Source organism: Nitrososphaera sp. (assembly GCF_036397675.1).
Taxonomy (GTDB): Archaea; Thermoproteota; Nitrososphaeria; order Nitrososphaerales; family Nitrososphaeraceae; genus Nitrososphaera.
Genome location: NZ_DASWIL010000010.1, coordinates 22,978 through 42,604 on the forward strand (window position 1 = coordinate 22,978; position 19,627 = coordinate 42,604).

General features: G+C 55.1%; 21 protein-coding genes. 7 read left to right on the top strand and 14 right to left on the bottom strand.

Annotated elements, in window-relative coordinates; all coding sequences use genetic code 11:
• Nucleotides 1-3 precede the first annotated feature (3 nt).
• The gene (locus tag VGA14_RS01810; RefSeq protein WP_331002034.1) at nucleotides 4-1,116 is read right to left on the bottom strand and encodes a radical SAM protein; all 1,113 of its coding nucleotides are present in this window, start codon (nucleotides 1,114-1,116) and stop codon (nucleotides 4-6) included.
• A gap of 139 nt (nucleotides 1,117-1,255) precedes the next feature.
• Between VGA14_RS01810 and mqnC the strand changes: the two genes are divergently transcribed.
• Entirely contained in the window at nucleotides 1,256-2,353 is a 1,098-nt protein-coding gene (gene mqnC, locus VGA14_RS01815; RefSeq protein WP_349257124.1) for a cyclic dehypoxanthinyl futalosine synthase, read from the top strand.
• On the opposite strand, the gene VGA14_RS01820 is transcribed toward mqnC, so the two are convergent.
• From VGA14_RS01820 to VGA14_RS01830, 3 genes are read right to left on the bottom strand one after another with little or no spacing between them, the layout of a single operon-like run.
• On the bottom strand, nucleotides 2,340-3,794 hold the full coding sequence (locus VGA14_RS01820; RefSeq protein ID WP_331002036.1) for a menaquinone biosynthesis decarboxylase: 1,455 nt from the start codon (nucleotides 3,792-3,794) through the stop codon (nucleotides 2,340-2,342). The two genes, mqnC and VGA14_RS01820, sit on opposite strands and share 14 nt — an antisense overlap.
• Before the next feature lie 35 nt (nucleotides 3,795-3,829).
• Complete coding sequence (locus VGA14_RS01825) at nucleotides 3,830-4,240, bottom strand: hypothetical protein (RefSeq protein ID WP_331002037.1); 411 nt, start codon at nucleotides 4,238-4,240, stop codon at nucleotides 3,830-3,832.
• A gap of 45 nt (nucleotides 4,241-4,285) precedes the next feature.
• Nucleotides 4,286-4,612, bottom strand: coding sequence for a hypothetical protein (locus VGA14_RS01830; RefSeq protein WP_331002038.1), 327 nt, complete (start codon nucleotides 4,610-4,612; stop codon nucleotides 4,286-4,288).
• A 366-nt stretch (nucleotides 4,613-4,978) separates the two neighbouring features.
• On the opposite strand from VGA14_RS01830, the gene VGA14_RS01835 reads away from it, so the two are divergent.
• Nucleotides 4,979-5,332: a hypothetical protein gene (locus VGA14_RS01835; RefSeq protein WP_331002039.1), complete on the top strand. Its 354-nt coding sequence runs from the start codon at nucleotides 4,979-4,981 to the stop codon at nucleotides 5,330-5,332.
• A complete protein-coding gene (locus VGA14_RS01840; RefSeq protein WP_331002040.1) occupies nucleotides 5,332-5,541 on the top strand; it encodes a 30S ribosomal protein S27ae in 210 nt (69 codons plus the stop codon). Before VGA14_RS01835 ends, VGA14_RS01840 begins: the two co-directional genes overlap by 1 nt.
• Here VGA14_RS01840 and VGA14_RS01845 read toward each other — a convergent pair whose 3' ends face one another.
• The 7 genes from VGA14_RS01845 to VGA14_RS01875 all read right to left on the bottom strand — a co-directional run bounded on the left by VGA14_RS01845 (nucleotide 5,542) and on the right by VGA14_RS01875 (nucleotide 11,723).
• Nucleotides 5,542-7,152 (bottom strand): nucleotidyltransferase domain-containing protein, encoded by a 1,611-nt coding sequence (locus VGA14_RS01845; RefSeq protein ID WP_331002041.1) that lies wholly within the window; start codon nucleotides 7,150-7,152, stop codon nucleotides 5,542-5,544.
• Nucleotides 7,145-7,870, bottom strand: coding sequence for a hypothetical protein (locus tag VGA14_RS01850; RefSeq protein ID WP_331002042.1), 726 nt, complete (start codon nucleotides 7,868-7,870; stop codon nucleotides 7,145-7,147). The genes VGA14_RS01845 and VGA14_RS01850 overlap by 8 nt, the downstream gene beginning before the upstream one ends.
• A gap of 144 nt (nucleotides 7,871-8,014) precedes the next feature.
• A complete protein-coding gene (locus VGA14_RS01855) occupies nucleotides 8,015-8,341 on the bottom strand; it encodes a hypothetical protein (protein WP_331002043.1) in 327 nt (108 codons plus the stop codon).
• A complete protein-coding gene (locus VGA14_RS01860; protein ID WP_331002044.1) occupies nucleotides 8,334-8,474 on the bottom strand; it encodes a hypothetical protein in 141 nt (46 codons plus the stop codon). The genes VGA14_RS01855 and VGA14_RS01860 overlap by 8 nt, the downstream gene beginning before the upstream one ends.
• Nucleotides 8,475-8,568: 94 nt before the next feature.
• Nucleotides 8,569-9,678 carry a THUMP domain-containing protein gene (locus tag VGA14_RS01865; protein ID WP_331002045.1) on the bottom strand — a complete coding sequence of 370 codons (1,110 nt, stop codon included), beginning with the start codon at nucleotides 9,676-9,678 and terminating at the stop codon, nucleotides 8,569-8,571.
• A complete protein-coding gene (locus VGA14_RS01870; protein ID WP_331002046.1) occupies nucleotides 9,671-11,044 on the bottom strand; it encodes a signal recognition particle receptor subunit alpha in 1,374 nt (457 codons plus the stop codon). Before VGA14_RS01870 ends, VGA14_RS01865 begins: the two co-directional genes overlap by 8 nt.
• Nucleotides 11,037-11,723, bottom strand: a complete 687-nt coding sequence (locus VGA14_RS01875; RefSeq protein WP_331002047.1) for a diphthine--ammonia ligase — start codon at nucleotides 11,721-11,723, stop codon at nucleotides 11,037-11,039. The genes VGA14_RS01870 and VGA14_RS01875 overlap by 8 nt, the downstream gene beginning before the upstream one ends.
• A gap of 81 nt (nucleotides 11,724-11,804) precedes the next feature.
• Between VGA14_RS01875 and VGA14_RS01880 the strand changes: the two genes are divergently transcribed.
• From VGA14_RS01880 to VGA14_RS01895, 4 genes are all read left to right on the top strand, one after another.
• Nucleotides 11,805-12,623 carry an ATP-binding cassette domain-containing protein gene (locus tag VGA14_RS01880; protein WP_331002048.1) on the top strand — a complete coding sequence of 273 codons (819 nt, stop codon included), beginning with the start codon at nucleotides 11,805-11,807 and terminating at the stop codon, nucleotides 12,621-12,623.
• A 33-nt stretch (nucleotides 12,624-12,656) separates the two neighbouring features.
• Nucleotides 12,657-15,653, top strand: coding sequence for an ABC transporter substrate-binding protein (locus VGA14_RS01885; protein WP_331002049.1), 2,997 nt, complete (start codon nucleotides 12,657-12,659; stop codon nucleotides 15,651-15,653).
• 35 nt (nucleotides 15,654-15,688) lie between these two features.
• Complete coding sequence (locus VGA14_RS01890; protein WP_331002050.1) at nucleotides 15,689-16,735, top strand: ABC transporter permease; 1,047 nt, start codon at nucleotides 15,689-15,691, stop codon at nucleotides 16,733-16,735.
• Nucleotides 16,736-16,836: 101 nt separating this feature from the next.
• A complete protein-coding gene (locus tag VGA14_RS01895) occupies nucleotides 16,837-18,123 on the top strand; it encodes an ABC transporter permease (protein ID WP_331002051.1) in 1,287 nt (428 codons plus the stop codon).
• A gap of 105 nt (nucleotides 18,124-18,228) precedes the next feature.
• On the opposite strand, the gene VGA14_RS01900 is transcribed toward VGA14_RS01895, so the two are convergent.
• The 3 genes from VGA14_RS01900 to VGA14_RS01910 are packed head-to-tail and all read right to left on the bottom strand — an operon-like array spanning nucleotide 18,229 to nucleotide 19,513.
• The gene (locus VGA14_RS01900; RefSeq protein ID WP_331002052.1) at nucleotides 18,229-18,618 is read right to left on the bottom strand and encodes a translation initiation factor IF-5A; all 390 of its coding nucleotides are present in this window, start codon (nucleotides 18,616-18,618) and stop codon (nucleotides 18,229-18,231) included.
• 58 nt (nucleotides 18,619-18,676) lie between these two features.
• A complete protein-coding gene (locus VGA14_RS01905) occupies nucleotides 18,677-18,853 on the bottom strand; it encodes a hypothetical protein (protein WP_331002053.1) in 177 nt (58 codons plus the stop codon).
• A 57-nt stretch (nucleotides 18,854-18,910) separates the two neighbouring features.
• The gene (locus tag VGA14_RS01910; protein WP_331002054.1) at nucleotides 18,911-19,513 is read right to left on the bottom strand and encodes a hypothetical protein; all 603 of its coding nucleotides are present in this window, start codon (nucleotides 19,511-19,513) and stop codon (nucleotides 18,911-18,913) included.
• Between the last annotated feature and the right edge of the window lie 114 nt (nucleotides 19,514-19,627).

Below are 19,627 nucleotides of genomic sequence, written 5' to 3' on the forward strand. Positions count from 1 at the left end.
ACTCTAAAACCGGCGTATTGTGTTGAAAAACGTGTCACGCTGGGCCGGCTCGCGCTTTATCTCCCGGACCAAACTTGCAAGTTCCTGCAATGACGTGCCGGACGCCTTGCCTGCCGCCTTGAATATCTCCTCAGAGTACGCGGTCCCGACCATATCGTTACCGCCATATGAGAGCGCGACCTGCGCTATTTTTTTCCCCAGCGCCACCCAGTACACCGACACGTTCTTGAGCACGTTGCCCAGCAGGAGCCGGGACACCGCTAACACGCGAAGATCATAAGTCGACGGGCTCTCCGCAGTTATCAGGCCTTTCTGCTCCAGCTCGGTGTTTTCAAGGCTGAACTTTAGCGGGATGAATGTGGTAAAGCCGCCAGTCTTTTTGTGGAGCTCGCGAATCTTGATGACGTGATCTACGACATGCTCCGGCTTTTCTACGTGCCCAAAGAGCATCGTGCAGTTGCTTCTGATGCCAAGCTCGTGCGCCTGTCTTGCAGTGTCGAGCCACTCGTCGCCTGAGCACTTGCCTATGACTAATTGCTTCCTCGTTTCGGGGTGGAATATCTCGGCTCCACCTCCCGGCAGCGCATCAAGACCGGCCTCTTTCAAGCGCGTCAGGACTTCCTTGACAGAGTTGTGCGTCAGCCTAGCGATGAAGAAAATCTCTGCCGGCGTGAACGCCTTTATCGTTACTGTTGGATAGGCAGTCTTGACTGCCTTCATCATGTCTTCGTAATAGTCAAACCCGAGCTTTGGGTGAAAGCCACCTACGATGTGTAGCTCGGTTGCGCCCATCTGCTCTATCGCTATCTTTGCCCTCGAGACCACCTGCTCGGTGGAAAGGGTGTACGCGCCGTCCTCGCTCCCCTTGCGGTAAAACGCGCACAGTGGGCAGCTAGCTGCACACACGTTGGTGTAATTCAGGTAGTAAGAGGCTACAAAAGTAACAGTATTGCCGCACAGGTCGCGCCTTAACCTGTCGGCCGCCGCACCAAGCAGGAAAAGGTTCTCCTCCTTTATGAGCTGGACGCCGTCGTCGTAGCTCAGTTCCTCCCCTGCCAGCGCCTTTTCAAGCGCGGCCGTCCCGCCCGCACTGCCGGCTGCATCTACTGACTGCAACGGTGTTACTACCTCCTATGGATGTTATAAATTTAGGTTCTGCCAGGGCCAAGTCACGTTAGGGGATAGCGTCAAGAATGATTAAATATCATTAGAATCCCACGAACCTTGCTTGCAGAACAGGCTGCTCCAGAAGTTCATGAAACAGTCTGACATATCAGATGTCCTGGACAGCGCACTTGCCGGCAAGAGGCTCGGCCTCAACGACTGCATCCGGCTGGTGAAATCTGACGACGCGTACTCCATGGGTCTTGCTGCAAGCCTCCTGCGCCAGCGGCTGTTCGGCGACACGGTCACATTCATCAATAACATCATCCTCAATTACACGAACGTCTGCGTGACATACTGCAAATTTTGCGCCTTTTACAGGCCGCCGGGCCACGAGGGGTCGTACACGCTGCCAAAGGAGGAGATAGTGAAGCGCGTCGCGACTTCAAAACAGATGTTCGGAATAACGCAGGTGCTCTTCCAGGGAGGTCACAACCCCAACCTGAAGATAGAATACTACGAGGACGCTTTCAGGGCGATAAAGCAGAAAACCCCGGAGGTGGCCATCCACGGTCTGTCGCCTTCCGAGGTCGATATGATAGCCAGGGTGGAAAAGAGCAGCGCTCGCGAGGTGTTGTCGAGGCTCAAGGCTGCCGGCATGGACACATTTGCGGGAGCCGGCGCCGAGATTCTCGAGGACAGGGTCAAGGAGGAGATAAGCCCCCTGAAGATAAAGAGCGACGAGTGGCTCCGCATAATGGAGGAGGCCCACACAGTTGGATTAAAGTCGGTGGCGACCATGATGTACGGCACCGTCGAGACGGAGGAAGAGCGCGCGAGGCACATACTGAAGATAATGAACTTGCAGGAAAAGACCGGCGGGTTCTTGTGCTTCATTCCGTGGAGTTTTGAGCCGGACAAGACGGAGATGCAGGCAGAAGGCCTGATCAAATATCCGTCGGGCGGTTTGCAATTGTTAAAGATGATAGCGATTTCAAGGATAATGTTCAACGGCCTGATTGATCATTTGCAGTCGTCATGGCTCACCAACGGCATCGGAATGGCGCAGCTTGCGTTGAACCACGGCGCCGATGACTTTGGCGGCACGCTGATAGGCGAAGAAGTCGTGAGCGCGACGGGAGCGCGCTCTACCGAACTGACATCAGACAGGATAATCGCTGCTGTCGAACAAGCAGGCTACAGGGTCGCCGAGCGGGACAACAACTACCGAACGATCAGGTACCACTAAAGTATTCTTTCCATCTCCTATCGACAAGGGCCTTTGTCTCATCGTCTGCCACCGCCAGCCGTTGTATCTCGCGCAAGTAGCCCTCTTCCCTAGTCTTTTGCGTGGCGTCGATGCCCATCTTTGAGCCCAAGTTGACAAGCGGCGACGCGGGGTCAAGCGTGTCGGTGGGCGCGTTGTCGACTATGACTGTGTCTCGCGCAGGATCCGCGCGGGTTGTCACCGCCCATATCACGTCGTCCATGTCGTGCACGTTCACATCGCTGTCGACTACGACGAACATTTTCGTCAGCGCAAGCTGCCCCATTCCCCACAGGCCCATCATTACCTTCTTGGCCTGGCCGGGATATGACTTTTTGATGGAGATGATGGCAAGCCCTTGGAACCACCCCGCGCCGGGCATAGAAAAGTCGGCGATCTCAGGGTGGAACATCTGGATCAATGGCAGAAATGACCGTTCGATTACCTTGCCGATGTACGCGTCCTCAAGCACCGGCTTGCCTACGACGGTGGTCAGGTAGATAGGTTGCTTGCGCCTCATTATCCCTGTAAGCGTGAACGTGGGGAAGGGCTCTGGTGGTGTGTAGTAGCCGGTGTGGTCCCCAAAGGGCCCTTCCATGCGCATGTCGTCCGGGTCGACGTGGCCTTCAAGAACGATTTCGGCGTTTGCAGGCACCTCCAGGTCAACAGTCTTGCACTTGACAAGTTTCACACCCTTTTTCCGGGTGATGCCGGAAAACAGGTACTTGTCCATTCCCTCCGGCACGGGCGCGACTGCCGAAAAGACCGTTGCCGGGTCTGCGCCGATGACGATTGCGACCTCTATCTTTTTGTTGTGCTCCTTGAGCATCTTGAAGTGCTGGGCCCCGCGCTTGTGCGTCTGCCAGTGCATTATCGCGTGTTTATCGTCAATAATCTGGATACGGTACACGCCTAGGTTGCGTATCTCGGTCTCGGGGTGCTTCGTCACGGTCATCCCAAACGTGATGAACCTGCCGGCGTCTCCTGCAAACGATTTCAGCACCGGCATTAAGTTGAGCGAAGCTCTGTCTGTTTCTATGACTTCCGTAACGGGTCCGCCGTCGACGTACTTTGGGCCGTACTCCCCAATCTCAGACAGCTTTGGCAACATCTTTAGCTTGTTGAGCATGCCTGACGGCATCCTCATCCGCGTAAGTTCAGTTATGCGTGTTCCGATGTCTGTGAAATCTTCGATTTCAAGCGCCATCTGCAGGCGCTTCATCGTGCCAAATGCATTTCCAAGAATCTGCATGCCAGATCCTTCCACGTTTTCAAAGAGCACAGCCGGCTGGTCGCCCTTATACATCAACCGGCGCATTATCTCGGCGACTTCGAGGTCGGCGCTCACTTTTGCCTTGACGCGCCGAAGCTCACCGGCCCTCTCCAGCGCTTCCACGTACTCGCCGAGGCTCTCAAAAGGCATGGAACAGGATCGACCTTTACGTTAGATAAGCATTCCTAGGCGCGCTTCATAAAGCCGGCCTTGCTCCGCTTGACCAACGGCAACACCTTTTTCATGATAATCCCGTGTACCTTGTCGCCCGACTTGACGTCAAAGGACATCAGCACGACGTAGACGAGGCGGCCGTTTTCGTGAGATATTGGTATGGTCGCCCTGATCAGTTTTGCATAGAAAGAGCAGGCGTAGCATATCTTGCCGAGCAGGTACTCCCAGCGCAGGCGGGTATACTGGCGCGTGGCGGCGGTTATGGCGTACTGGGCGCGCTCTTCGGGGGTCATGATGGGCTTAAGGCCCTTCCTCTCGGAGGTGGCTACTAGGTTGCCTTCCCCGTCTGCAATGCCCACAAAGCGTACGGCAGGGTCTAGCGAGACTGCCTTGTCGCAAAAGTTCTGGAAAGGTGTCTTCATTTACGCAATTACGATGCAAGCTAGGGTATATTTGATTTTCCTGATTTACATGGCTGCGGCTAGCTTGCCTATTTCCTCGATTATCCTTGCGGTGTCTGCTTGCACTTCTGTGGTTACGTACACCAAATGGTTTGCTCCAAGCGGCATCGTTATCCTGTTTATCTTTTCGTACGCCGCAATCACGTATCTTCCCCGCCCAATCTTTGGCGCAAGCTCGCTTCTGGTCTTCCAAGCGTTGACCGCCATTTCGAGCGACCTTTTGCTCTCCTCTGGGCTGAGCATGTTCACCACCCCTGGCCGGTGGTCCGAATACATTATCTTGCCGCCACTATCGCATATGGTGACCATGCGTACTTTGGCATCGAGAGCCATTATCTTTGAATAGGTTTCTTGGTAATTCATGGGTGTATCACTTCTGTCATGCTCAAATGTTCAAATGCACGTAGATAAGGTTATTTTTGAAGCACCAAGGATTCTATGAAAATAACATGAAATAAATCGAATGTTACGATCTTGCTTGTTTTCCTAAAAACTCTTTATTTTTTGATAACTTGCTGAAATATCTACATAAATATTTTGGGAGGAGAGGTGTGCGCGGCAGGAGCATTTTCGCCATATAACTTGCTGAAATTCCTGTGTGCTGTGAAACACGCGAGCGTTTTCTGTTGCAAAACTGCAAGCAAATACTTAAATGGGTTTCATGGGTCGATACAGTTCGCTTTGTCGCAGGAACTGGTAATGCTGGAAGACCACAGGAATACACTCCTTGGCAGGAGGGAGGTAAAGACGGTTTTCAAGGGCGCGGCCGGTAAGCTGAGAAAGACTGAGGCTGCCGAGCAGCTGGCGGCCCAGCTTGGAGTTGACAAGAATAACGTTATCCCGATAAACCTGCTGTGCGAGACCGGCATGGTCGACGTGCACGCAACGTTCTACGTGTATGAAAGCGAGGAGGCTGCCAAGAAGCAGCTTCCGCGTTACAGGCTCCTGCGCAAGATGCCAAAGGCGGACAGGAAGAAGCTGCTCGATGAGGAAAAGGCCGTGAAACTAAAGGCCAAGCAGGCGGCGACGGCTGACAAGGGAGGCAAGAAGTAATGGCCGACAAGAAGGCGCCGGCCAAGGGCGAGGTCCAGGTATACAAGTTCTACAAGGTGGACAAGGACAAGGTCACGAGGAACAAGCGCGAGTGCCTGAAGTGCGGCAAGGGCGTCTTCATGGCCGAGCACAAGGACAGGTTCACATGCGGCAAGTGCGGCTACACCGAGTTTGCCCGCAAAGAGCAGCCAAAGAAGGCCAAAAAGTAGTCAGGCCATTTCTTTTCTTATCGCTTGGACAACCTGCGGCGCAAGCAAAGGATAGAATGTCTGTATATAGCGCTTCGACGTCCTCAGCTTTTTCGCAACTAAAGCGTTGGCGTAGCCTTTTAGGAATTCCCTTGTTATTTTGGCCGCCCCTTCCGCGTTGCCGGTGCCCTTTAGGCCCCAGCACAGGAACTGGATGACGTCCCACGCAGGATCGCCTTTTTCAAAAACAAACTGCTCGAGGTCGGTGAACCAGAGGCCGTCGCTGGCTATGACATTCTTGGGCTTGATGTTGCCAAAGCACGCGCCGGTTTTGTGGACCTGCGCCATCTGCCGGCCCACCTCGCATATCGTAGCGCTTTCCTGCCCTTTCAGCGCCGCTCTCATTACGTGTGCAAGGCTCTGGCCTTCTACAAACCTGGTGACAAGCAGCCTGGAGTCAAGCACCACCGCCTCTATCGCAGGTGTCTTGAGGCCGAGGGTGCGCAGGTGGCGCAACGCCCTATATTCCGTGCCGAGTCTGAGGAGCGGGTCGATCTGGAACTTTTTCAAGTAGGCCGTCCAGACTCCAAGCGCCGCCCACTTGACTGCCTTGGTCTTGGCCAACTTTTTGACCGCAAGGAGTAGGTCGTTGTTGAGCGAGTACAGCACCGTCCTGCTGTTCTGGTTTCCGAGCCTGCGCTTTGACACGGAATAGTTGCCCACGCCGTTTTTCTTTACCACTTCTTCAAGCCAGTCCTGCTTACGGCTGTCTGCTATCATCAGCCCTTCGGGCAGCTTCCAGTAGGCGCATGCGGGGCAGGACATGAACAGCGGCAATTCGATGGGCTGGCGCAGGTGGCGCCGTATCTTTGACTGAGCCTCTATGACTGCAAGGTGGTACATATTGCGCCCCGCGTACGAGTGGATAAAGTAAGAGCTAAACTCGTGCAGCCTCTTGGCAAGCAGGAGTGAGGGCTCGCCCCTTGTGAACTCCAGCCGCCTTTCTGACAGGCGGAGCACGTTGCCTTCTGCTACAAGCAATTCCGGGTCCTGCCGCACGATGTCATCAAGTGCTTTTTGGTAACCCCGCATCGCAAGGTCAAGGTTTCTGCCGCCTCCCGCATAAGTCCTGTAATAGCTGTACGCCGCGTTGGGGTAAAGCGACATCCTGCGTCTTATTTTTGAAAACGCGACGTACTCTAGCGGGAATGACACGTCGGGTGCAATGAGCCCTGTTGACCTGACAAGCCCTTGCAGCTCTTCAAGCACCACCCGGCGCTTGTAGGCCATTTCGACGCCCTGCAAAAACTTGGCGTTTTCCACCGGCTCGTAGACGTGCAACAGGCGACCGGCCACGAACTCGCCGAGGTACGCGCCCTTTGCGTCGCGCTCCAGCGCCTGCCTGTCGACGATAAGAGCTGAAACCTGCACCCCTGACTCCTCCATGTAGGCGTACTTCACCTTGTACGGATAGTTCTCGAGCACAACCAAGAGGTCGACGTCGCTGTCAGGCCTTGCATAGCCGGCCACCTTGGATCCGTAGACGCAGGCCGCAACGACCTTGCGGCCTTTTGCGGCCTTTGTTATGCACTTTTGCAGAACTTCCCTTTCCCTGTCAGAAAGGCTAGACATAGCCTGGAGATCTCTTTCTTTTGCGCAGTTTAACGCTCTCATACCGGGCTATCTTGTCCTTGACCACCTGCTCCACCTGCAGGCGGGCCATCGCCTCCACCGGTATCTTGATGACGTTAGAGTCTATTGGGATCTTTGTCATCGGAAGCCCCTTGTTCATCCACAGCTTTATCGCCTTGTCCTCGAGCTTCAGGTCGCGGAAACCCTCTGGGAAGTGGCTGGTGATGTGCCTTATCAGGGTGGGGTCGGACTTGAACACCGCGCGCTCCTCTAGAAGCCTGCCGGCGTCAGCATACTTGCCCTCAAAAAGCGTGCCGGACAGCTCGTCGGACACCACGTTCATCTTGACTATCCTGCTCACTAGCTCCAGGTAGTGCATGAACTCGTGCGCCAGGATTGCGTGTATAGTACCCTTGAGGCCAAACGCCACGAGCGGTGCTGTTAATTGAACAACGACGCGCAGCAGGTTGTCGTCGCCAATAACCGGTATCGTGCGGGCAAAAAATATACCAAACTGCGTGAACTCGACTGCTGACGTCGAAACAACCATAGAGGGCTCGACGTAATAGTAGGGGTAATTCAGGCCCGATGCCTGTTCCACGCGCTTTATCCCCTCCGCGACGAGCGGGAACCTTTCCACCACAAGGTCGTACATCCTTTGCGGGACCTGACCGGCGGTCAGCGACTCGTGGACCTTGTAGAGCGGGTCAAAGCTCATCTTGCATCGAAATGGGGGTGTCGGAAAAAAACGTTACTGAAGCGTACACGACAGAGGGACTCCCAAGAATCCCAGAGAAAGCAATCTTTGCAAGGCCGAATTCAGGCACCCAATTACTTGTTACGTTAATTATTTAGACATATGTTACCATATCCAAGTCTTGACCGGATAGGTCATTTTCACCCAAACACCTGTGAGTGATACAACATACTTGCCTGTGTCCAAGTCAACAACAAATGTGTTATTGTGTAATCTGACATCTTCAATCACTATCTCATCATTTGCTGGATCTGTTGCATTTTCTATTGTAATGAGATGGTGGCTTGGCTGTTCACCAAGGCGGGCAGCGAATTCCACGCTTGAACCGCTTGTTAGATGAAGTGTATCTGATGGGGGATCGAAACCGGTGTTAGGAGTAAGAGAGGTTCCTTCCCATCTGTAACCCCGAAGCGACCCCGCGTTCTCAGCCATCGTACAGCATCACTATGACGAGCATGGGATCGCGCTCGCAAGGTTTGCTGCTGGCCAGAAATGTCCTGATTGCTATCGCTGTTGAAATAGCTACAGCAGCGATTAGCAGGACATACCTGCGTTTCAACGACATTGTCTTGTCAACCCAAAAGAAACTAGAAACCTTTTGGTGACCAATTCTAGTTCATTGAGATAGAATGGCAGGACCGATATGCATGCAGGTCAGCCTATGCAGAACCTTGAATTTCTACAGATAAGATGTCAAAGGTCACACACTCGCATTTTGCACCAAAGAGCGCCGAGACGTTTGGCTCCATGTATTCCTCGCCACCTACAAACTGCTTTATCGGAAGGCCGCCGTCAGCCTTGATGGTCAGCGTGAATTCACTATCGCCTGTCTCTTTCCCCTGTGCCGAATGGATCTTTTTTGAAGCAACTTTGGATCTGCTTGCAAATTTTGCTTCCTTGCCTGCAAGCGACTTTAGCCTGGCAATGTCGTCTTGCGCAACGGGCCTCGAACAGGCGCAGGCTATTTTGGTTCTGACTGCAAAGCGAGCCTGGGTGTCAGGCAGGTCGTCAAGCGCGCCGGTTATGGTGGCCGTGACGCCGGCCTCCGAAAACCGCTTCTTCTTGAGGATCCTTGCGCGTGGGTCTGATATTTTCACGTAAAATGGCCTGCCACTGCCAAGCACCAAGCTGTTCTGGTCTTCGCTCCCCACCCACGAGAATCTGGGAGACTGCCCGCCAGTCGCCTTGACGATGTGCTTTGCCAGAATGCCCTCGACGCTGTTGTTCCCGTAGAAGCCGGTGTTGTCGCACAGGCTGCAGCCCTTTCCCTCGCACATCGGGCAGCGTTCCCGCTTTTGCGGCAATCCTCGGATTTTTTTTGTATAGCGGCCTTGTAGCGCAATTGGCCTTGCCCGGGCCACCGCGTCGACATTACCTTCTCTGTCTATCGCCACGTTCACGGTCAAGTCTGGCCTAGAAAAATCGACGCGCTTGCCAGTCATCCTGGCAAGCCGCTGACCAAGCTCGCGGGTAAGCTGGCTCTTGATGCTTTCCTTGCCACGTATCTTGAGCCTTGCGCGGAGCGCGTCTTCCCGCTCGAAAAGCTGCGTTGGAAGGGTCGCGCCCACAAGGAACGTGTCAAACTGGTACTGCCCCGCGGCGGCAAGCGCCTTTTCTGCGATCTCGTCCAGTTTGTCGAAAAGCCCGCGGCAGATGTGACATTTGTCCACGCGCCTCTTGCCAGCATAGCCGGCCTGCCGTGCAAGGCAATATCTGCAAAGCTCGTATTCTTTCAGCTGGACAAGGGCGCTTTTAGGATCGTCAACCAAGGCCGAACCTCCTCATGAGGCCCTGCATCTGCCGGCCCTTTGACTGCTTCATCATGGCCTTGGAGTTGTTGTACTGCTGTATCATATGTCTTATCTCGCCCTCGGGCGTCCCCGAGCCCCTGGCTATGCGCTTGCGCCTAGACTCGTTTATGATGTCTGGGTCCTTCTTTTCCTCTCCAGTCATCGACTGGATGATAAAGCGCCACTTTTCCATCCGCTCCTGCATCGCGTCCAGCTGGTCTTCCTTCACCATGCCGGAAAGCCCGGGCATGTTTTCAATCACGTTGCGGAATCCCATCTTGCCCACCTGTTCCATCTGCGCATAGAAATCCTCGATGGTCATCTTGCCGGACAGCACACGCTTTGCCTGGTTCTCATCGGCCTGCGTCTCTAGGCCCTTTGCCATCTCGAGGAGCGCCTTAATGTCTCCCATGCCAAGGAGCCGGCCTACAAAGCGCGTCGACGAGAACTGCTCTAGGTCGTCGATGCGCTCGCCGGTGCCGATGAACATTACCTTGGCTCCGGTCGCAGCAGACGCTGCAAGTGCGCCGCCTCCCTTTGCCGTACCGTCCAGCTTTGTTATGATGATGCCGCCTACCGGCGCGGCCTTGTGGAAGGCCTCCGCCTGCGCGAATGCCTGCTGGCCTATCGTCCCGTCAATTATTAGAAGGACGAGCTCGGGGGTCACGACCTTGTACATATCGTTCATCTCCTGCAGCAGGCCGGCCTCTTCCTTGTGCCTGCCGGCGGTGTCTATTATCACGATGTCAAGGTTCTGCGGCTTGAAGTGCTCAAGGCCATGCTTAGCGATGCCGACGGCGTTCTTGCTATCCTCTTCGCCATATACCTCGACGTTTATCTTGGCGCAGTTCATCTTCAGCTGCGTCAGCGCGCCGGGGCGCCAGGTGTCGGCTCCTACGACGCCTACGCGGTAGCCGTGCCTCGTGAGCCACCTGGCAAGCTTGGCAGTCACCGTCGTTTTTCCGGAGCCTTGGATGCCGAGCATGAGCACGACGTTCTGCTTGCCCGGCTTGAAGAACCGGGTCGCGCCGGGGTCGTCATCGACACTCTTTTTGTCAATGGTAGTTATCGCATCGCCGGAATATCCCAGCATACTTGCCAGTTCGCCGTACAGGATCGTGACTATGTGGTCCTTCCTTGACAGCCCCTTTGGCGGCTGCTCCTTAATGGCGCGCTCTTTCAGGTTCTTTGTGATGGTGAGCACGAGCCTTACGTTGACGTCTGATTGCAAGAGCGCGCGCTGGACGTCCTTGCACAAGGAGTCTATGATCTCCTCGTTGATGTCCGAGGCGCCCACAATCTTTTTCAGCGCGCTCCTGAGCCCGTCACGCAGGTTGTCAAACATCCTTGCTTACTAGCTCCACTTCCAGTATTTCAAATATTCCCCGCTGGCCGTCCCAATCCGCCCTTGCATTCTTTACGTGCAGTTTCTTGAAATACAGCGGGCAGTCCGTGACCAGAGTCTCTGCCTCTCCTCCCTCAAACGCGAGGTTAAAGGCGTGCTTTTTTGAAAGCGCCGCCAGCTGTGCAAGCGACTCTTTGTCGACGATCCTGCCAAGCCACTCTTTTTCTAGCCCCATTGCAGAGACACCGACTATCAGCACGGCAAAGTTGTTGCCCAGAAGACTTTCCATGTATTTTTTCTCATCCACACCCCAGAGCGGCGCAAGTGGTTCCAGACCCTGTTTTTTACACACACCTTCAAAGGCCTGCTTTTGAAAGTTGCTTGCAATCCCGCCGTGGACGACGCCCTCTATGTCGTACAGCGCCTTGGCCTTTGATACCGCTTCTTCAAGGGCCCTTGCTTCCTCTTCCCTGCTCCTGCCCGGCGCAGGCACGCTGACAAGCGGGATCTGCATCGCCTCAGCAAGGTATTCCGTCATGCTGCTGTTAGGGTAATGGAACAGAAGGCTGTCGTCTGCCGCAGGGCGCATGGTAATGAGGCACTCTATCTTGTGGCCGGCCTTTTTCGCCAAAAAGATGGCATAGGTGCTGTCCTTGCCGCCCGAGAAAAGCGCCGCCAACTTCACATGCTAGCGACGGCCCCGGCAAATATTAACTGCCCGCAACTGTTTATATCTGAAAGGCGGCCAAGCGCATATGTTTTGGGCGCTCTTCTGGAGGCACGGGGACTCGTGAAATACTTTGTGTTAAAGAAGGGTTTCAGGCGAATGTTCACGAAGGGCCAGCAGTTTGTCAAGGCAGTCGACGGTGTTAGCTTTTCCCTTGAACGAGGAAAGGTGCTCGTGCTTGCAGGCGAGTCCGGCTCCGGGAAAACCACGGTGGCAAGGCTCGTGCTCAGGGCAATCGACCCGGACGCGGGCTCGATAATATTTGACGGAAACGACATCACGCGCTACACCGGAGGCCAGCTGAAGCACTTCCGCACGTCGGTGCACATGGTCTACCAGGATCCATACGCTTCGCTGAACCCCCGCATGAAGATACGCGATATAGTGATGGAGCCCCTTGCAATACACGACAAGACAAGCTCTCGCCATGAAAGGGAGGAAAAGGTCCTAAAGGCGCTTGAAGAGGTCAGGCTAGAGCCTGTAGGCGAGATAGCGCTTCGCCTGCCGCACATGCTTTCTGGTGGCCAGAGGCAGAGGGTCGCCCTTGCAAGGGCGCTTGTCATGAGACCCGCGCTCATAGTCGCCGACGAGCCGGTGTCCATGCTTGACGTATCTGTCAAGGGAGAGATACTCGGACTCATGCACGAGCTGCGTGAAAAGTTCCACATAGCCTACATCTACATCACCCACGACCTTTCGACCGCGCGGTATGTGGGCGACGACCTTGCTATCATGAACGCCGGCAGGATAGTTGAGATGGGTCCTATTGACCGCGTGCTCTCGTCGCCTGCGCACCCCTACACGCAGGCGCTAATTGCGGCGATCCCCGACCCCGACCGCGGCAGGGCCTGAAAATTTATTAGTGCATCCCACGCCCCACATGTGGTGTTTAGGGCGACTGCGCTGGCAATTGTAACTGCTGCATTGCTCGTTTGCAGTTTTGCGACCGCGTTTGCGCAGCCGGCTAAGGGCCCATACGTTGACCAGGTGCGCTTTATTCACTACGAGGACGAGAACATCGCGCTTGAGCAGGTGAAGGCAGGCTCGCTTGATGCTTATTATTTCAAGATCCCTCTTGAAGCCGCGGCCGACGCCAGGGGCGACTCGAGGATAAAGATCTATGACCGCATGTCGGGCTCTAACGTATTATTGTTGAACCCTGCCCCGTACAAGGACGAAAGCAGGCTCAACCCGTTCCAGTTCAGGGAGGTCAGGTTTGCCATGAACTATCTGGTAGACCGCGACCTTGTCGTGAACGAGTTCCACAAGGGGTATGGCAGCCCCCTCGTGGAGCCGTTTGGCATCTACTCGCCTGAATACCTTAACATCATTGAAACCGTCGAGTCGTTCGGGTTCCGTCACAACCCGCAGCTTGCAGAAAGCATGATAGCTGACGCGCTCACTGCAGCAGGTGCCACCAAGGAAAACGGCAAGTGGATGTACGGCGGCAAGCAGATAGAGATAGAGGTCCTGGCGAGGCTCGACGACGCGCCGCGCAGGCTGATTGGAGACGACATCGCGGCAAAACTTGAAAGCGTAGGATTTTCCGTGCAGAAAGACTATGGCGACCTAAGCAAGGCCAATAATGTCGTGTACGGCACGGACCCGCAGGACCACCAGTGGGACGTCTACACCGAGGGCTTTGCTGGCACGTCCGTGTTCGTAAAGTACAACCCCGTGATACCGGCGCAGATGTACGCGCCGTGGTACGGCAGGATGCCGGGGTTCCAGAACCCGAGCTTTTGGCAATACCAGAACTCGACGCTCGACGACGTAACCCAGCGCGTACTGTTTGCAGACTTTACGTCTGAGGAGGAGCGCAACGAGCTTGTCAACGGCGCGGTCACAATGGGCATCCAGGAATCTGTCAGGGTGTTTGTCAACCAAAAGACAGACCCACACGCGGCCAGAGCCAGCCTGGAAGGCCTTGTTAACGACTTTGGCGCGGGAATTACAAGCAAGTACTCGCTCATAAACGCAAGGCCGGCGCAGGGGAGCTCGCTTGACGTGGGAGTCAAGCAGATCCATCAGGGACCATGGAACGGCGTCGGCGGCCTGAACGACATTTACAGCCGCGACATCTACTTTCTGGTGGTAGACAGCGGCACATTCCGCGACCCGTACACGGGCGACATCGTGCCCGTAAGGACAGAGTGGACCGACATCGAGACAGAAGGTTCTGAGGGTAGGCTCGCCGTTTCAGAAGGAGCCCTAGTTTGGGACCCGGCATTGCAAAAGTGGGAACACCCATCCAACGGGGCCACGAGTGTGGTGACATTTGACCTTCTATTCTCTAACTGGCACCACGGCCAGCGAATGAACGCCGCAGACATCATGTACGGCCAGTACTTCATGTTTGAATGGGGCACGAACTTAGGACCCAGCGACGCGACGGTAGACCCCGAGTTCACATCGCTTGCCGGCCCGGTGCTGGAGCGCGTGAAGGGCATAAGGTTCGTCCACGACAATACCATCGAGTCGTACGTGGACTATTGGCACTACGACCCAAGCGAGATCGCGGACTTTGCCGCCATGTGGGCGACAGAGCCGTGGGAAATAACTGCAGCAACAGAAAGGCTCGTCACGTCTGGCAAGATAGCATATTCAAGGGGCGAGGCCACAGTCAAGAACGTCGACTGGCTCGATATGGTGGTACCCGAGCATGCCACAATGATACGCGACGAGTTGCAAAAAATGAAGAATGAGAGGTTTGTCCCGGTGCCGCTGCAGGGAATCGTGAGCGAGAGCGAAGCTATTTCGCGCTATGATGCAAGCATCAAATGGATAGGCGACCACAACCACGCAGTAATCGGCAACGGCCCGTTTTACTTTGACAGCTACAATATTGCAGGCAGGACCATAACGATAAAGGCGTTCCGCGACCTGTCGTACCCATTCGAGGTGGGCCATTGGTCCTTCTACGAAGAGCCAAGGCTTGCCAAAATAACGAATGTAAACATACCAAGGACCGTCACGATAGGACAGCCCATGGAAGCCATGATAAGCGTGCAAGTCGACGGCCAGCCGAGCAACGAGGCGACGGTAGACTACTTCATATCAGACAAGGATGGCCGCGTGGTTTCAAGGGGCGAGGCCCAGCCGGACGGCCAGAGGGGTACCTTTGCGATAAGCGTGCCAGCGTCAGACACCTCGATGCTCTCAGTCGGCCCCAACCAGCTTAAGATATTTGCCAACAGCGATTTTGCGTTCAGCCCGGACATCTCAACTAGCACGATACTTGCTTCTTCCGGGTCATCGACATCTACACAGCAGTCCAGTGACACGCAATCCAACTCGCAGCAGGAAAGCCCACCTTCCGGCTGCCTGATAGCTACGGCAGCGTTTGGGTCGGAACTCACGCCACAAGTGCAGTATCTGCGCAGCTTCAGGGAGGACTACATCCTATCGACTGCTTCAGGCTCGGCATTCATGAGCGCCTTCGACACAGTCTATTACTCGTTCAGTCCTCAGGTTGCCGACTATGAACGGGAGCAGCCATGGATGCAGGCCACTGTAAAAGTGGCCATCTACCCGCTCTTTGCAATCCTTGGCGCGGCAGAAAGAGCGCATGTTGCCGCAAGCGGAGGAGATGCCGGCGCGGTCGCGGCCGGCGCGGTCGCAAGCGCCCTAATTGGCGCGGTTTATCTCTGGCCGGCGGGGCTTGTGCGCCCTGTCCAGAGACACTCTTCGTTTGCAATCAGGATTGCGCTTGCAGTCCTTGCCGGAGCCGGGGTTGTCATATTCGCAGGCATCGCTGCCGCAAGCGTTCCGGCGCTTGTCGCAGGCACTTCACTCTTTGTGCTCGCAGCTGCCAGCGCCTCTGCAATGGGGGCAGGAAGGCTTGTGGGCAGGGCTATTGAGCACGTCCGCAATTGCAGATAATATTAAAAGAAAGCCACGGCCTTTGGTCTAGCGAGTTGAGTGGATTCTACCGCTTTGTGCTGGTCCGCTCCATAAACACCATAGTGGTGCTGTTTGCCACGCTCGTGCTCACGATAGCGCTCCTGGGCCCCACTATGGACAGAATACTGTTGGACGGCGTCAAGTTCTACGTCGTCGAGGAGATAAACTTCCGCGAGCTGGAGTTCAGCAACGCGGAGCAACGCCAACGGTTCATCGACGAGCGGGTGGAACTGCAGGTACGGACACTTGGCCTTGACGAGCCGTGGTACTCGCCCAAGCGCTTCTTCAACACCGTGCTGAAGGTGATGGTGCTCGACCTTGGCAAGTCCAACTTTCTCACCAGCGAGAGCGGCTCTTCCAACGTCCGGGACATAATCTTGGAAAAGGTACCCAAGACCGTGCTCTTGTTCACCACGTCGACGCTTGTTATCACCGTCATCGGCCTGTACCTGGGGGCATTTGTCGCAAATAGGGCAGGATCGCTGTGGGACAGGCTCAACTCGGCGTTTGCCGTCTTTTCCGGCTCGTTCCCCACGTGGTGGGTCGGCATGCTCATGATCTTTGCGTTTGCGTTTACTTACCACATTTTTCCTGCCCGGGCTACGCCACTGACGCCGCCGGACGACCCTGCTTACGCGCTGGACCTGCTGTACCACATGCTTCTACCACTCATAACAATAATACTGGTCGGGTTTGGAGCCTGGGCCTACATCGTGCGCTATTTCGTCGTCGGGATACTGGGCGAGGACTACATCGCGGCAAAAAGGGCGGCCGGCATACCGGAAAAAAGGATCGTCTACTCTCACGCTCTCAAAAATGCCGCCCCGCCGATCGTGACGGTAGTCGCGCTCAGCCTCGCAAGCTCGTTTGGCGGCGCAATCACGGTGGAGGCTGTCTTTGACTGGCCCGGAATGGGACAGCTGTATTACCACGCCATAGGGATGTTTGACATACCGGTCATAGTGGGACTGACGTACGTTTCGACTGTCATATTCGTCATCACCATCTTTTTGACCGACATAATCTACGCGTACTTTGACCCGAGGGTGAAGGTGTCCTGAGCGCGCCCACAAGCGTCCTTTCAAGGTCAGAGATAATCCGCGAGTTCCGGCACTCAAAGAGCGGCATTGCCGGTGCCGCGATACTACTTGGGCTCATACTCATGACCATTTACTCAGTAGTCGCAATACCGCTAGAGTCGTACAGGCAATGGAACAACCCCAATTTTTGGATTGACCTGCCCAAGTCAGCCGCTCCGGCCTGGACCAACCTGGTTGGCGCAAAGGCGCCCGAGCACCTGGTCATGCGTTCGGGCAGCGCCCAGGTGACGGAGACCTTCGACGGCGGCATAAAGATCGTGACGCACTCGTACACAGTGCAGTTCGACTATGACCAGTTCCCTGCGGATTTCATGTTGTTATATTCTGCGCGCTACGGCTCAACACAGCCGGCCCTGCAGACAGATGTCATGAGGCCGGATGGCAAGGAGTTTCGGATCTACTTTGCGTCGCTCCCGCCGGCTCAGGGTGGCCAGAACGTATTCTCGTCAAGGGTGTTCTCAACCGACAGGGCCGTAGCCGAGTCCCTGCGCGGCGATGTCGGCACGTTTTCTTACCCGCAGGACCCGTCGAGGCCCCAGGTGATGCTCTTCTCAGACGCAAACGAAAGCAAACCGCTGAAGGGCACGTACGTCTTCCGCGAGACGTTCTACCTTTTTGACGGTGCCGACTCGGTTGAGGACTCGGGCATCATCTTGGGTGGCAAGGTGTACGGCGTCTTGGGCACCGACGAGCTCCGGCGCGACCTTGCAACCGGCATACTTTGGGCCGCCCCGGTGGCGTTATTTATCGGCCTGACGGTCTCCATCGCCTCCATTCTCATAGGCCTGATTTACGGAGTCGTGGCCGGCTATAAGGGCCGCAGGACCGATGAGGGACTCATGCGCGTAAACGACATTTTCTATTCGCTCCCCACACTTCCGCTGCTGGTAATCCTGTCGGTGACGGTTGGTAGGAGCATCTTTCTCATCACCGGATTCCTGGTGATATTTGGGTGGGTGGGTATGGCAAAGATAAGCAGGAGCCTTGCACTTCAGATAAAGAACCTGCAATATGTTGAAGCCGCGAAATTGATGGGCCAGTCCGACGTGCGCATCATATTCCGACACATAATCCCACAACTGTTGCCACTCACGTTTGCAAGCATAGCAATCGCCGTGCCCTCTGCCATTCTAGGCGAGGCCGCGCTCTCTTTTCTGGGACTTGGCGACCCGTCGATACCCACATGGGGCCAGATACTGCACGACGCAAATTCCGCCGGCGCGGCTGTTCGAGGCCTGTGGTGGTGGATAGTCCCACCCGGCCTACTGATAGCGATAACGGGCCTAGCGTTTGCGCTGATAGGCAACGCCCTTGACGCAATTGTGAATCCGCGGTCTAAGAGAATGTAGCGGATGCCTCAGGACTCATAATCTTCATCACAAGATCAGACGGCTCTTCCTTCACGTCATCAGCATCCGACGGTAATGCCGTGCGGTATAGTATGAACTTAGCGACTAGCCCTTGACGCGGACTATTTTTATCCTGTCCATTACCTTCCAGTACTCAACTTCGCGGCCCTGGACGTTGTCCTGGAGCTTGTCCCTTATCTCGTCTTCCACCGACGATGTCTCGAACACCTCAAAGCTCTCGAGATCCATAATCTGGAGGACATTGCCGCTCTTGGATATTATCTGGCCACTCCTCTTGTCGATTAGCGGGACGTCCACCCTAGTGGTAACCGGCCCGACGAACGGGTGCGTGTTGCCGTCAAAGACTCCGACCGCGTTTATCCTGGCCTTGGCAGAGCCGTGCTTGCCCGGCTTGCTGTGGTCGTACGAGACTATCCTGCACGGCTCGTTGTCGATGATAATGTACGAACCAACCTTGAGGGCACCAAGTTCCATCGGCTTGCTCAATATAATTCAGGATTCTGAAAAAAGGCAGCATATTTAACAGTTATGATTATATCCTGTCAAGCGCAGAATCGACGAAATCGTCAGTGATCATGGAAGGCATCTTGAGCTCCGGCTGGTATGACAGCTTTTTGCGGATCTTGTTGTAAAGCTTGGTCTTCTTGTCCGTGTCCTTCTCTTCCCGGTAGGTCCACACGAGCTCCAGTATGTTTGCCTGATGGCGCATGCGGCATTTTCGCATCCATCGCTTTTAGGTCCTGTCTAAATAGTCTACTGTGAAAAGTCACTTCAGCTTGTCAAGGATTGAAAAACTTACAAGGTTGTTCAGCATTATGCCCTTCCTTGCCACGTCGCGCCTGGTGCGCTCGCAGTACTTCTGGTCCGTCTGGTGCGTCTCGGAGCCTTCCACCTCCAGGATTACAAGATTCTTTGCGTACGGGAACGTGAACCGGGGCTGCTCAGCGGACAAGAGCTGCATCTCGGCAAGGCTGGCCTTCTTGACCCTGTCCCGGCGGGCAATCACGTTTGCGAGGTCGCCTATCGCCGGGTCGCCGCTTGAATATTTTGTGAAATACAGCGAGACATAGTTCAGCCTGTCGCCAACGCGCTCAAAGAGCGGGCTGTTCAGTCCGAACATGAATGCAAGCCTATCCACATCGTGGAAGATGATGTCAGAAAGAACGCCCTTCATGTCTTTGAAGGACGCCACGACGTAGTTGTTGGCCTTGTTTGGAAAGTAGGGCACGCTTTCTTCGGAAAAAGTCGCCGTGGCAAAGTAAATGTCAATGATGTTGCCGTCTTTCTTCCAGGCTTCCAAGAGCGACGCGGTCTGCTTTCCGTGCGGGGTGCAAACGTATCCGCCGATGTCGTCCCCCTTTCCCGCCAACCCTTTCTTTCTGAGATGCTGCTATTATATATAGTATTTGCCTTTTCTCATGAAAATTTCCAGTACTGGGTCAATAGGTGGTAAAATTACATTTATTGTAGCAGAATAAAATAA